The organism is Sorangium sp. So ce327 (assembly GCF_051530205.1).
In the GTDB taxonomy this organism is placed as follows: Bacteria; Myxococcota_A; Polyangia; order Polyangiales; family Polyangiaceae; genus Sorangium; species Sorangium cellulosum_B.
On record NZ_CP150330.1, the window covers coordinates 4,541,925 to 4,554,878 of the forward strand.

Annotated in this window: 12 protein-coding genes; all 12 read left to right on the top strand. The window is 69.5% G+C overall.

Annotation, left to right across the window (positions count from 1 at the left end; genetic code table 11):
* Positions 1-4 precede the first annotated feature (4 nt).
* The 12 genes from WME95_RS17055 (at position 5) to WME95_RS17110 (ending at position 12,914) form a co-directional block, all read left to right on the top strand.
* Positions 5-1,153 carry a glycosyltransferase family 1 protein gene (locus WME95_RS17055; protein ID WP_437909428.1) on the top strand — a complete coding sequence of 383 codons (1,149 nt, stop codon included), beginning with the start codon at positions 5-7 and terminating at the stop codon, positions 1,151-1,153.
* Entirely contained in the window at positions 1,146-2,270 is a 1,125-nt protein-coding gene (gene glf / locus WME95_RS17060) for a UDP-galactopyranose mutase (RefSeq protein WP_437909429.1), read from the top strand. The genes WME95_RS17055 and glf overlap by 8 nt, the downstream gene beginning before the upstream one ends.
* 2 nt (positions 2,271-2,272) lie before the next feature.
* On the top strand, positions 2,273-4,456 hold the full coding sequence (locus WME95_RS17065) for a family 1 glycosylhydrolase (protein ID WP_437909430.1): 2,184 nt from the start codon (positions 2,273-2,275) through the stop codon (positions 4,454-4,456).
* Positions 4,457-4,464: 8 nt separating this feature from the next.
* Entirely contained in the window at positions 4,465-4,629 is a 165-nt protein-coding gene (locus WME95_RS17070) for a hypothetical protein (RefSeq protein WP_437909431.1), read from the top strand.
* A 49-nt stretch (positions 4,630-4,678) separates the two neighbouring features.
* Entirely contained in the window at positions 4,679-5,755 is a 1,077-nt protein-coding gene (locus tag WME95_RS17075) for an ABC transporter ATP-binding protein (RefSeq protein WP_437909432.1), read from the top strand.
* Between the two features lies 1 nt (position 5,756).
* Positions 5,757-7,079: an ABC transporter substrate-binding protein gene (locus WME95_RS17080; RefSeq protein ID WP_437909433.1), complete on the top strand. Its 1,323-nt coding sequence runs from the start codon at positions 5,757-5,759 to the stop codon at positions 7,077-7,079.
* A complete protein-coding gene (locus WME95_RS17085) occupies positions 7,076-7,966 on the top strand; it encodes a carbohydrate ABC transporter permease (RefSeq protein ID WP_437909434.1) in 891 nt (296 codons plus the stop codon). The genes WME95_RS17080 and WME95_RS17085 overlap by 4 nt, the downstream gene beginning before the upstream one ends.
* The gene (locus tag WME95_RS17090) at positions 7,959-8,804 is read left to right on the top strand and encodes a carbohydrate ABC transporter permease (RefSeq protein ID WP_437909435.1); all 846 of its coding nucleotides are present in this window, start codon (positions 7,959-7,961) and stop codon (positions 8,802-8,804) included. The genes WME95_RS17085 and WME95_RS17090 overlap by 8 nt, the downstream gene beginning before the upstream one ends.
* 262 nt (positions 8,805-9,066) lie before the next feature.
* Positions 9,067-10,164, top strand: coding sequence for an IS630 family transposase (locus WME95_RS17095; protein ID WP_437905972.1), 1,098 nt, complete (start codon positions 9,067-9,069; stop codon positions 10,162-10,164).
* 16 nt (positions 10,165-10,180) lie between these two features.
* Positions 10,181-10,477, top strand: coding sequence for a hypothetical protein (locus tag WME95_RS17100; RefSeq protein ID WP_437905973.1), 297 nt, complete (start codon positions 10,181-10,183; stop codon positions 10,475-10,477).
* A gap of 1,259 nt (positions 10,478-11,736) precedes the next feature.
* Positions 11,737-12,453, top strand: coding sequence for a helix-turn-helix domain-containing protein (locus WME95_RS17105; protein ID WP_437909436.1), 717 nt, complete (start codon positions 11,737-11,739; stop codon positions 12,451-12,453).
* Positions 12,450-12,914 (top strand): J domain-containing protein, encoded by a 465-nt coding sequence (locus WME95_RS17110; protein ID WP_437909437.1) that lies wholly within the window; start codon positions 12,450-12,452, stop codon positions 12,912-12,914. Before WME95_RS17105 ends, WME95_RS17110 begins: the two co-directional genes overlap by 4 nt.
* Positions 12,915-12,954: the final 40 nt, after the last annotated feature.

A 12,954-nucleotide genomic window follows, 5' to 3' on the forward strand; every position in this document is an offset into this window, starting at 1 on the left:
AAGCATGAGCCCGAAACGGCGGCCGGACGTCGTCTGCTTCTCGCACCTGCGCTGGAGCTTCGTCTTCCAGCGCCCGCAGCACCTCCTCTCGCGCTGCGCGCGCACGCGACGCGTGTTCTTCTTCGAGGAGCCGATGTGGAGCGACGGGCCGCCGCGGATCGAGGCCGCGCCCGTCGATCGCCACGGCGTGCGCGTCGTCACGCCGCACCTGCCAAAAGGCCTCGACGACGCGCGGATCCACGCGCTACAGCGCGATCTCGTCGACGACATGCTCGATCGCTTCGGCATCGACGATCACGTGCTCTGGTACTACACGCCGATGGCGCTCCTGTTCTCGCGGCACCTCGCGGCCAGCGCGGTCGTGTACGACTGCATGGACGAGCTCTCCGCGTTCGCCGGGGCGCCGCCCGCGCTCAAGCATCACGAGGCCGAGCTGCTCCGCCGCGCCGACGTGGTCTTCACGGGAGGGCGCAGCCTCTACGAGTCCAAGAGGGCGCTGCACGCGAACGTGCACCTGCTCCCGAGCAGCGTCGACATCGCCCACTTCTCGGCGGCGCGCCGGCCGCTCGCGCCACCCGCCGATCAGGCCACGATCCCGGGCCCGCGGCTCGGTTACTTCGGCGTCATCGACGAGCGCATGGATCTCGATCTCATCGCCGGCGTGGCCGCCGCCCGGCCTGGGTGGCACCTCGTCTTCGTCGGTCCGGTCGTGAAGATCGAGCCGGCGAGCCTGCCGCGCGCGCCCAACATTCACTATCTCGGCAAGAAGACCTACGAGGAGCTGCCCGCCTACCTCGCGGGCTGGGACGTGGCGCTCCTTCCGTTCGCGCGCAACGAGGCCACGCGCTTCATCAGCCCCACCAAGACGCCGGAGTACCTCGCGGGCGGCAAGCCCGTCGTCTCCACGTCGATCCGCGATGTCGTCCGGCCCTACGGCGAGCTCGGCCTCGCGCGCATCGCCGACACCGCGGGCGATTTCGTGGCCGCCGTCGAGGCGTACCTCGCCGACGACCACGCCGCGCGGCTCTCGCGGGCCGACGCGCTGCTCGCGCAGGGATCGTGGGACGCCACATGGTCGAAGATCGAGAAGCTGCTCGACGGTGTGCTGATGGTGGGCCGGCGCCCGGCGGCGCGGCAGGGCGCCGATGTTTGACTATCTCATCGTCGGCGCCGGCTTCGCGGGCTGCGTGCTCGCCGAGCGGCTCGCGCGCGGCTCGGGCAAGAAGGTGGTGCTCTGCGATGTCCGCCCGCACATCGGCGGCAACGCCTATGATCACCACGACGCCGCCGGCGTCCTCGTGCACAGGTACGGCCCCCACGTCTTCCACACCAACTCGCGGGAGGTCTTCGAGTACCTCTCGCAGTTCACCGAGTGGCGCCCGTACCAGCACCGCGTGCGCGCCTGGGTGGACGGGCAGCTCGTCCCCATCCCCATCAACCTCGACACCATCAACCAGCTCTACGGCCTGCGCCTGAGCGCGCCCGAGGTGGAGGCGTTCCTCGCGTCCCGGGCCGTGCGACGCGAGCAGATCCGCACCAGCGAGGACGTGATCGTCAGCAAGGTCGGCGTCGAGCTCTACGAGAAGTTCTTCAAGCACTACACCCGGAAGCAGTGGGGACTCGACCCGTCCGAGCTCGACGCCGCGGTGACCGCGCGGGTGCCGGTGCGGAGCAACCGCGACGATCGGTACTTCACCGACACCTACCAGGCCATGCCGCTCCACGGCTTCACGCGCATGTTCGAGCGGATGGTCGATCACCCGAACATCAAGATCCTGCTCAACGCCCCGTTTCGCGAGATGCAGAGCGTGATCCCTCATCGCGAGGTGATCTTCACCGGCCCCGTCGACGCCTTCTTCGACTATCGCTTCGGAAGGCTGCCGTATCGATCCCTGGAGTTCCACTTCGAGACCAAGGATCAAGAGAGGTTCCAGGACGCGCCGGTCATCAATTATCCGAACGAGAACCCCTATACCCGGGTCACCGAGTTCAAGCACCTCACGGGCCAGGTGCACCCGAAGACGACCATCGTCTACGAGATCCCGAAGGGCGAGGGCGATCCGTATTACCCCGTGCCGCGGCCGGAGAACGCGGCCCTCTACCGCAGGTACGAGGAGCTCGCCAGGGAGACGCCCGGCGTCCACTTCGCCGGGCGGCTCGGGACCTATCGCTACTACAACATGGACCAGGTGGTGGCGCAGGCGCTCACCCTCTACGCCAAGCTGGCCGGCGTGCCCAACCGACAGCTCGCCGCGGCCAAGGCGGCTTGACCATGGCGGAAGAGGCGAGGGCGCCCCTCGAGATCTGGGGCGGGGTGGAGTGCACGGTCAACCGCGTCGGCGACGTGGTTCACCACCAGCTCGAGCGGAGCGGGCACGCGCGCCGCCTCGAGGATCTCGATCGCTTTGCCGCGCTCGGGATCCAGGCGCTGCGCATGCCCGTGCTCTGGGAGCGGACGGCCCCCGAGCGGCCGGAGCGCCTGGACTTCGGCTGGGCCGACGCGCGGATCGAGCGGCTCCGGGCGCTCGAGGTGCGGCCCATTGTCGGGCTCGTCCACCACGGCAGCGGCCCGCGTTACACGAGCCTCGTCGATCCGGGCTTCGCGGAGGGGCTCGCCCGCTTCGCCCGCGCGGCGGCCGAGCGTTATCCGTGGGTCACCGACTGGACGCCGGTGAACGAGCCGCTCACGACGGCCCGCTTCTCGGGCCTCTACGGGCACTGGTACCCGCACGGCCGCGATCCGCGCACGTTCGTGCGCGCGTTGCTCACCGAGTGCCGCGCGATCGCGCTCGCCATGCGCGCCATCCGGGAGGTGATCCCCCGGGCGCGCCTGATCCAGACCGAGGATGTCGGCAAGACGATGAGCACGCCGCTGCTCGCGTACCAGGCCGAGCACGAGAATCACCGGCGCTGGCTCAGCTTCGATCTGCTCACGGGGCGCGTGGACGGTGATCACCCGCTGTTTCCGCTGCTCCTCGGGTGGGGCGCCTCGCCCGCCGAGCTCGCGTGGTTCGTCGAGGATCCCTGTCCGCCGGACATCCTCGGCATCAACTACTACATCACGAGCGAGCGCTTCCTCGACGAGCGGCTGGCCTCTTACCCCGCCTGGTCGCACGGCGGAAACGGCGAGCACGCGTATGCCGACGTCGAGGCCGTGCGTGCGGTCGCCGGAGGCATCGACGGGCACCGCGCGCGGCTCCAAGAGGTCTGGGATCGCTACCGCCGGCCCGTGGCGATCAGCGAGGTGCACCTCGGCGGGCCGCGCGAGGAGCAGCTTCGCTGGCTGGTCGAGGCGTTCCGCGCCGCAGAGGCGGCGCGCGCAGCGGGCGCGGACGTGCGCGCGGTCACCGCGTGGTCGCTGCTCGGCTGCTTCGACTGGAGCTGCCTCGTCACCGAGGAGCGCGGGCACTACGAGCCGGGCGTGTTCGATGTGCGCGGCCCCGAGCCGCGGCCCACGGCGCTCGCTCGGCTGGTCTCCGCGCTCGCGCGCGGCGATCGCTTCGAGCATCCCGTGCTCGCCTCGCCGGGCTGGTGGCGGCGCCCCGAGCGGCTGACGTACGGTCCGGCCGCGGCCGTCGCGCCCGCGCCCGAGGCGGCCGCCGCCGGCCCGCCCATCCTGATCACCGGCGCGAAGGGGACGCTCGGCCGCGCGTTCGCGCGCCTGTGCGCGCTGCGCGGCCTGCCCCATCGCACGATCGGGCGCGACGAGATGGACATCGCCGATCCCGCGTCGGTCGAGCGCGCCCTCGACCGGTTCGCCCCCTGGGCGGTCGTCAACACGGCGGGGTTCGTGCGCGTCGACGAGGCCGAGCGCGAGCCGCACCGCTGCGAGCGCGAGAACGCGCTGGGGCCCGCCGTGCTCGCGATCGCGTGTCGCCGGCGGGACGCACGGCTCGTGACCTTCTCGGCCGATCTGGTCTTCGACGGCGCGCAGCGCTCGCCGTACGTGGAGACCGATCCCGCGCGGCCGCTCAACGTCTACGGCCGCAGCAAGGCGACGGCGGAGTGGAACGTCCTGGCGATCCTCCCGGAGGCGCTGGTGGTGCGCACCGCCGCGTTCTTCTGTCCCTGGGACGAAGCGAACTTCGTCGGCGCCGCGCTGCGCGCCCTCGGCGAGGGCCGGAGCTTCCACGCGGCCGACGACGTGATCGTCTCGCCGACCTACGTCCCGGATCTCGTGCACACGACCCTCGATCTGCTGATCGACGGCGAGCGCGGCATCTGGCACCTCGCCAACCGGGACGCCACGAGCTGGGCGGAGCTCGCCTCGCGCAGCGCGGCGCTCGCGCGCGTCCCCGCGACGCGGCTCGTGCGCTGCCCGAGCCGCGCGCTCGGCCTGGCCGCGCCGCGCCCGCGGTACAGCGCGCTCGGGAGCGGCCGCGGGCTCTTGTTGCCGTCGCTCGACGACGCGCTCGCGCGCTACGTCGCGGAGCGTGAGCCCCGGCCACAAAGTTAGGAGGTTTCATGCGCGTCCTGGTCACCGGCGTAGCCGGCCACATTGGCAGCGTGATCACGGAAGAGATCGTCGCGCGCGGTCACGACGTCGCGGATCTGGCCGAGATCATCGGCTCGGCGTTCAGCTGGGGGCTCGCCCGGCGACGCGAAGGCGGCGCTCGCCCGGCAGCTTGATCTCGCCCACGCCGCGGTTCACGAGCAGCGGCGCCGAGGAGGCGGAAGCGTGGCCGCGATCGCGTTCGAGCATGTGTACAAGCGCTACCAGGGGGGCGCGCCCATCGTGGAGGACCTGTCGCTGCGCGTCGAGGACGGCGAGCTCCTCGTGCTCGTCGGGCCTTCCGGGTGCGGCAAGTCGACGACGCTCCGGATGATCGCGGGCCTCGAGGACGTCGACGGCGGGACGCTCTCCATCGGCGGCCGCGTGGTCAACGACGTGCCCCCGAAGCAGCGCGACGTCGCCATGGTCTTCCAGAGCTACGCGCTCTACCCGCACATGACGTGCTTCGAGAACATGGCGTTCTCGCTCGCGCTCCGCCGCGTGCCGCGCGACGAGGTGAAGCGCCGCGTGGAGGCCACGGCGCGCGCGCTGGCGATCGATCACCTCCTCGATCGCAAGCCGCGGGCGCTCTCGGGCGGCCAGCAGCAGCGCGTCGCCATCGGGCGCGCCATCGTGCGCGAGCCGGGCGTGCTGCTCATGGACGAGCCGCTCTCGAACCTCGACGCCGCGCTGCGCAGCTCGATGCGCGCCGAGCTCCGTCGCCTGCATCGTCGCCTCGGGACGACGTTCGTGTACGTGACCCACGATCAGACGGAGGCGCTCACCCTCGGGGAGCGGATCGCCGTCCTCCACGGAGGCGCGCTCCTCCAGCACGACAGCCCGCAGCAGCTCTACGACCGGCCGGCCAACGTCTTCGTCGCGACGTTCATCGGCGCACCCCCGATGAACCTGATCCCCGCCGAGCTCCGCCTCGACGGCCCGACCTCGGTGCTCTCGGCGCCGAGCGTGCGGCTCGCGCTGCCGAGGACACCGGAGCACCGCGAGGGCCGGGTGATCGCCGGGGTCCGGCCCGAGCACCTCGGCCCGGCGCCCGCCGGCGCCTCGCTCGGCGTGCAGGGCGACGTCGAGATGGTCGAAGCGATGGGGTTCGAGTCGTACGTCCACCTGCGCGTCGGCGAGGCCGCGATCGTGTGCCGCTGGTTGGATCGCGGCACGACGCCGGCCGTCGGCGCGCGCGTGGCGCTGGCCGCCGCGCCGGAGCACGTCCACCTGTTCGATCCGCGCACCGAGGAGCGGGTCTGAGATGGCCCGTCGCGCGCTCCGGCTCGTGGTCTTGTGCGCGTCCATCTCGCCCGCCGGATGCGCCTCGAAGGCCGATCCCCCCTCGCACGTCGCGCGCACGACCATCACCTTCGTCGGCTGGGGGATGCCGGAGGAGCGGGCCATCATGCGGTCGGCGCTCGCCGCCTTCGAGCGGATCCACCCGGAGATCCACGTCGAGTACACGCAGGTGCCCGGCGTCGGCTACGACTACCTCAACAAGCTCCGGCTGATGATCGTGGCGAAGCGCGCGCCCGACGTCTTCTACGTGCCCGACGGCGCGTTCGGCGAGATGGTCAGTCAGGGCGTCCTGCGCGACATCGACGGTCTCGTGCAGGAGAGTCGGACCCTCGACCTCGCCGACATCTGGCCGACCGCCCTGGACCGCTATCGCTGGAATGGCCGCGTCCTCCACGAGGGCAGCCTCTACGCGCTGCCGAAGGACATCGGCCCCACGGTGCTCTACTACAACAAGGACGTGCTGCGCCGCCGCGGCGTGCCCGCGCCGGATCCCGAGGTGCCGATGACCTGGGACCAGGCGATCGCCGCCTTTCGCGCGCTCACGTACCGCGAAGGGTATGTCCAGCACTGGGGGATCACCGGATATCCCTATGAAGCCGCGGTGTGGTCGGCGGGCGGCGAGATCGTGGACGCGGTGCAGCGCCGGTGGCTCATGGACTCCGACGTGTCGATGGACGCGGTGCAGTGGTGCGCGGATCTGGCCCTCCGCCATCAGGTGGCGCCCAACCTCGCCCGCAGCGGCGGCGCCGGGCAGAGCGAGCTCTTCGAGGCCGGGCTCGTCGCCATGCACATCGACGGTCGCTGGATGGTCCCGCGGTACCGCCGGATGCGCTTCGACTGGGATGTCGCGCCCGTGCCGGTGCCGAAGCCGGGCATGACCTCGGTGAGCTGGTCGGGCTCCGTGGGGCTCGCCGTCAGCGCCGCGAGCCGGCGCATCGCCGAGGCGTTCACGTTGATCGAGTACCTGGCCGGCCCCGAGGGGCAAAGCGAGCTGGCCCGATCCGGGCTCCAGGTGCCCAATCAGCGATCGGTCGCCGCGACCGCCGCCTTCCTCCAGCCCGGGCAGCGGCCGGCCCACGCCGAGGTCTTCCTGCGCGCCGCCGAGACGAGCCGCCCGAGCCCCGAGACCGAGATGCCCAACGCCTTCTGGCACGAGGTCTTCTCGAGCTTCATCCCCCAGGTCTGGCGCGGCGAACTGCGCGCGCGCGAGCTGCTCCCGGCCCTCGCGCCGCTCGTCGAGCAAACCATGCGGGAGAACAACCCCGGACCGGAGGCAGCGCGTTGAAGAAGCAGATACCGCGCGCCCGCGCCGACGCGCGCTGGGGTTGTGCGTTCGTGGCGATCCCCGTGCTCGGCTTCGTCGTGTTCGCGCTTGGCCCGATGCTGGCGTCGCTCTATCTGAGCTTCACCCGCTTCGAGGTGCTCACGCCGCCGCAGTGGGTCGGCCTCGACAACTACGCTCGCCTCTTCGCCCGGGATTTCTTCATCTGGCGGACGCTCGCCAACACGGCCTTTTACCTCCTCGGCGTCCCGATCGGCATCACCATCTCCCTCTTGCTCGCGCTCCTGTTGAACCAGAAGCTCAGGCTCGAGGGGTTCTTCCGCACCGTCTATTTCATCCCCTCCGTGTGCTCGATCGTGGCCGCGGCGCTGCTCTGGAAGTGGATCTACAACGCCGATTACGGGCTCATCAACACGTACCTCCGCGCCCTCGGCGTCGCCGACCCGCCCGCGTGGCTCTCGAGCCCGCACCTCGTCAAGCCCGCGCTCGTCGTGATGGGGATCTGGAGCGGGCTCGGCTACAACATGGTCCTCTTCCTGGCCGCGCTCCAGGGCGTGCCGCGATCGCTGCTCGAGGCGGCGGAGCTCGACGGGGCGAACGCCTGGCAGCGCTTCCGGCACGTGACCCTGCCGGCCATCAGCCCGATGACGTTCTTCATCGCCGTCACCAGCGTCATCGGCGGGCTGCAGAGCTTCGATCAGGTCTACGTGATGACGCGCGGCGGCCCGGAGTTCCGCTCGGCGACGTTCATGCTCTATCTCTATCTCACCGGCTTTCAGTACTTCCAGATGGGTTATGCGTCGGCGATGGCCTGGGTGCTCGGCGCGCTCGTGATGATCGTGACCGTGCTCCAGTTCCGCCTCGCCCGGCGCTGGGTGCACGATGAGTAGCGGCCGGAGGTCCCGAGGGCGCCGCGCGCTCCGGCTCCTCTCCTATGCGGTCCTCGCGCTGGTGGCCGTCTTCGTGCTCGCGCCCTTCGCGTTCATGATCAGCACCAGCGTGAAGCCGGCGGACGAGATCTACGCGGTCCCGATCCGCTGGATCCCGGCGCGCCCGACGCTCGCCAACTACCGGCAGGCCTTCGCCGAGATCGACATCCTCCGCGGCACCTGGAACACGCTCCTCATCGCCGTCCCCTCCACCCTCGGCGGCCTCCTCACCGCCTCGTTCGCCGGCTACGCCTTCGCGAAGCTCCGTTTTCCGGGGCGCGACGCGATCTTCGCCGCGCTCCTGTCGACGATGATGCTGCCGAGCGTGGTCACGTTGATCCCGCAGTTCGTTGGCTTCGCCCGGATCGGCTGGATCGACACCTACTATCCGCTCATCGTGCCGGGCGCGACGGGCAGCGCGGTCGCGATCTTCCTGATGCGGCAGTACTTCGCGAGCATTCCGGACGAGCTCATCGAGGCCGCGACGCTGGATGGCGCGAACCCTTTCCAGACGTTCACGCGGGTGGTCTTCCCCCTCGCCGGGCCGGCCATCGCCACGCTCGCGGTCCTCGGGCTCAAGGCCGCCTGGAACGACTACTTCGGGCCGCTCGTCTACATCACCTCTCCGCAGAAGATGAACATCCAGCAGATGATCGCCGGCACCCAGAACGCCTACGGCGGCGAGCCGGCCGTGCTCATGGCGGGCGCCTCCCTCGCGATGTTGCCGCTCGTGGTGCTCTTCCTGTTCGCGCAGCGGTATTTCGTGGAGGGGCTCGCGCGGACCGGGCTCAAGCGCTGATTCGTCGTCACGGCGCAAGGCTTGTTCGAGCTCCTGCGCGTCGCGCAATCGCGCTGGCAAGCTGCGCAGCAGCGCTAGTACAGCGTTCCCCAAGTTCGTCCCTGGATCCGAGGTGAGCCAGCCGAGCCCATCGGGGTCGTGCGCGGCCAGAGCGTGGCGAGCACGCGCAGCGCATTGAGTTCTGCGAGGCGAGGTTGCCGGGTCACCTGCGACCGCATGCGTTTTTGAAGCCCTCGGCTCGGGGCAGGTCCCACGCGCGTAGGTGCCCCGAGCTCGCGCAAAAACCGTCCTGCTGCCCGCGCCGCTGCGCCAGAAGCTGCAGCAGACGGCGCGTTCGCCCAAGACCTCGCAGCGCGAAGCGCAGCGTGCCCGGATCGCGCTCCTGGCCGACGAGGGATGGAGCAACGAGCAGATCCAGCGTGCCGTAGGCTGCGACATCAAGACGGTGCGCAAGTGGCGCAACCGGGTCGCAGCGATCGCGGACGAGGCGGTGCTGCAGGACAAGCCGCGCACGGGCCGACCGCCGCGCGTGGCGACCGCGGTGCACTACGAGCTCATCAAGCTGGCCTGCTGCCGCCCCGATGAGCACAAGGTCCCGTTCGAGCAGGTCTGGACCCTGGACCAGCTGGCCAAGGCCCTGAAGCTCGAGACCAAGGTGGAGCTGAGCCGCACCGAGGTCTGGCGCGTGCTGCAGGGAGCCAGCCTCCGACCGCATCGGGTCCGGCTGTGGCTGCACAGCCCGGACCCGGACTTCCGGTCCAAGGTCGAGGTGATCTGCAAGCTGTACCTGGAGCCTCCCGCAGGCGCGACCGTGCTGTGCGTCGATGAGAAGACCGGCATGCAGGCGCTGGAGCATCGGTTCCCCATGCAGCCGTGCCGCAGCCGAAAAGCCGCACGCCGGGAGTTCGAGTACCAACGCCACGGCACGCTCACGCTGATCGGCGCCTTCAACGTCAAGACGGGCGAGGTGGTGTCGCGCTGTGGACCGACACGCACCGCCGCCGATCTGCTCGCGTTCATGGACGAGGTGGCGAAGCGCTACCCCACGGGCGAGGTCTACATCATCTGGGACAACCTCAACATCCACCACGGCGCCAGGTGGAACGAGTTCAATGCGCGGCACGGCGAGCGCTTCCACTTCGTCTACACGCCCATCCACGCGTCGTGGGTCAATCAGATCGAGCTGTGGTTCAGCATCCTGAGCCGTCGGGTTCTCAAGCACGCCTCCTTCGCCTCCGCCGAGGAGCTGAGCCGGTGCGTGCTCGGCTTCGTGCGCCACTGGAACGCGCACCAAGCCCGGCCCTTCCGCTGGAAGTTCCGCGGCCAGTGGAGGGCGACCTTGCCATCGTACGCAGCCTGAGCTTCCGTGCGGGCCGATGTCCAAGCCGCACGCCGCCCCGGAGCACGCCGCCGCGGTCCGCTCCTACCTCGAAGCGCACGGACTGCCCCACCTGAGGGCCCGGAAGTACGGGCAGCTGGTGATCATCGAGTCGGGTCCTGAAACCGACCCAATCGCGCACGCCAGACTGCGCCGTGACACCGTCCACCTCTGGACGCTCGAGATCGCAACCCACACCGGCAAGTGGGAGAAGACCGGCTTCCGCGGCCTGTGGCAGGACTTGCTCAAGTTGATGATGACCGACTTCCCCTGGACGCTCGCGCCTATCGAGTAGCTGGCCCGGCGCTGACGTTGCGCCGCTGGCGTTGCATCGACGGCCAGCGACGAACTCGCCTTGTTCGTAAGCCCGGCCGGCTCAGCTCGTAGCGGGGCTGGCACATCGCCGATCCAGGGACGAACTTGGGGAACGCTGTACTAGGAGCGGGCCGCCGCGACCTTCGAGAAGCCGGCAGTCGAGGCCGCCCTGCACCGGCAAACGCTCCTCCGCTTCTTCGATCGCTGCGTCAAGAAGAGCCCCAGGGCCAGAAGCGGCTCATGGCGATCCGCGCGGGGAACGGCTACGCTGGTCTGGTCTAGGACGTTTCCGATCGCCTCCTGCTCTGCGCCGAGCACGAGGAGGCCATCCACAAGGCGTCCCACCTCCCGCGGCGCCGGGTCCGCCGGGGAAGGGGAGGAAGGCGAGGCCGGCGCGACGGACGAGGGCGAGACGGAGGCCGAGGCGGCGGAAGACGTCGATCCGGGCGACAGCGACGAGCGGTGATCACGTTGGATCGCCGCCGCACGGCCCTGGGGCCGCGGCGCGAGAGCATCCGCCAGGTCTGTAACTAACCATCTCAGGATCGAAAGCTTCAGGGGCTCCCTTACGGGTAAGTCCTTGAAACAAGTGCGGAGAAGCCCTGGCCCGTGTCCTGCTAGGTAACCACGGCAGAGCGCCCGTGACGGCTTCCCCCCGCTGTCGAATGGGCGCTCTGTTATTTGTGGGCCGGCCCGAGAGGGCGCGAGGAGCGCCGGGCCGCGGCGGTTACGGCTCCGCGGTGACGAGAGCGATGGCGAAACCGTCGGGCGAGAGCCGAGCGAGAAGCGTGCGCCCAGTGCACGACGGTTTCGGGAGCGGGCCGCGAGCGAGGCGAGGCTCCGCGTGTTCCGGACGCCCGAAGAAGCGCATCGAGCCCCGCGGTCACGAGGGCTTCCGTACTCAGGTGAGGCGTAAGATGGCGACCTCCAGCCTCGTCGCGTTCGGAAATCGAGAGGCGCATCGCGCCGAGCCGCGCGCTCAATGCGCGGCGTGCGGGATCGAGACGGGCCCGGAACGAGGACGCCGAACGGAGGCCGAGCGGGCACGCGAAGAGTGTAACGAGGTGTTGAGCGCCCATCCGATCCCCGCGGATACAGGCACAGAGGCCCGAAAGATTGCTCTGCGAAACTAGGTTCGCCATAAAAATACAGTGTTATCCGATGGTTGACGATGTCATTGACGACCGTCATCGTCCAGGTACTTGCTTTCATGCCGGCGGCAATTAGCTTGCCCCCTGCATGCTTGACGATGGTTCAGTTCTGCCCTTCGGGAAGCGACTTCGGCAGCTACTTGAAGCTCGCGGCCCGGACGCGTCTCAGGCTTGGCTCGCCACGCGTTCTGGGCTCGATCGATCGCTCATCTCGCGCGTGATCAGAGGTAACCGCGAGCCCACGCTAGAGGCTCTGCAGTGCCTCGCGCCGGCGCTGGGCGTGGATTTGGCGGAGCTCGTCCGGGGGACGACGGCGGAGGAGCGACTTCGCGAAGGTGAGGGTCTCGTTCGCCGTGCTGATTACGAGGAAGCAGTCAAGAGCCTCATTGAGTACGAGCAGAAGAACCGCGATCTCGACGCGCGTGTCCGCTCCCTGAACGAGACGCTGGAACGTGAACAACATGCGCGCCGTGTCGCCGAGGAGAGCGGGAAGAACGCAGCCGTGATCGCCGAGCGCGCGAGCGGACGGCTCAAGGAGCTCGAGACGCTGCACGCGGCCCAGACCGCGGAGCTACTTCGCTACCAGCGGGCGCTCGCGCGCGCAGTCGCCGACTTCTCCGAGCTCAAGAAGCGGGTCGGCGATCTGCAGAACGAACTCGGGGAGGCGAAGAAGTCGAGTCGCACGGCTTCGATACTGGCGGGTGTCGCCGCGGTGACTGGGGTCGCCACGATAGCGCACTTCCTCGGGGACGATGAACTGGATCAGTATGAAAAGCAGCCATCAGCGAAAAGGAGGGCCCGATGAATAACAACTACCAGATATTAGGCGTGGCCGAGAACGCAACCGCCGATGAGATCAGGTCGGCGTACCGAGCGAAGGCGAAGGAGCATCACCCCGACCTGCACGGTGGCGATCCGGCAGCAGGTGATCGCTTCAAGAGGATCAATGCGGCGCACGACGTGCTCTCCGACCCGACCAAGCGTGCGCAGTACGACGCGAGTCTCCGAGCGGCCCGCATGCGCGAGGCTGTCGAAAAGCTGCGTGTTGCGCTCGCACGTACGCCAGTCACGCCTGCGTTTCGTCAACCCGCTCCGGCTCCTCCTACACCGCCACGCACCTCGACCTCGGCCGGAGATGTGCTGTTCGGCCTTGGTCTTCTTAGTCTCGCCACCTGGGGTGTCGGTGCGCTAGCGAAGGGGCGCTCCCGCTACGACCCGAGCGTGGACCGGTACCGTGGCCCAGACGGGCGCTTCCGGTCGGGTTGAGCGCGGCGACGGGCGAGACGGTCGACGTCCTCTGCCAACC

Bases quoted from the DNA above. Each gene is read 5' to 3' on its own strand.
- WME95_RS17055 (WP_437909428.1), top strand. From the start codon at position 5: ATGAGCCCGAAACGGCGGCCGGACGTCGTCTGCTTCTCGCACCTGCGC.
- glf (WP_437909429.1), top strand. From the start codon at position 1,146: ATGTTTGACTATCTCATCGTCGGCGCCGGCTTCGCGGGCTGCGTGCTC.
- WME95_RS17065 (WP_437909430.1), top strand. From the start codon at position 2,273: ATGGCGGAAGAGGCGAGGGCGCCCCTCGAGATCTGGGGCGGGGTGGAG.
- WME95_RS17070 (WP_437909431.1), top strand. From the start codon at position 4,465: ATGCGCGTCCTGGTCACCGGCGTAGCCGGCCACATTGGCAGCGTGATC.
- WME95_RS17080 (WP_437909433.1), top strand. From the start codon at position 5,757: ATGGCCCGTCGCGCGCTCCGGCTCGTGGTCTTGTGCGCGTCCATCTCG.
- WME95_RS17090 (WP_437909435.1), top strand. From the start codon at position 7,959: ATGAGTAGCGGCCGGAGGTCCCGAGGGCGCCGCGCGCTCCGGCTCCTC.
- WME95_RS17100 (WP_437905973.1), top strand. From the start codon at position 10,181: ATGTCCAAGCCGCACGCCGCCCCGGAGCACGCCGCCGCGGTCCGCTCC.
- WME95_RS17105 (WP_437909436.1), top strand. From the start codon at position 11,737: ATGCTTGACGATGGTTCAGTTCTGCCCTTCGGGAAGCGACTTCGGCAG.
- WME95_RS17110 (WP_437909437.1), top strand. From the start codon at position 12,450: ATGAATAACAACTACCAGATATTAGGCGTGGCCGAGAACGCAACCGCC.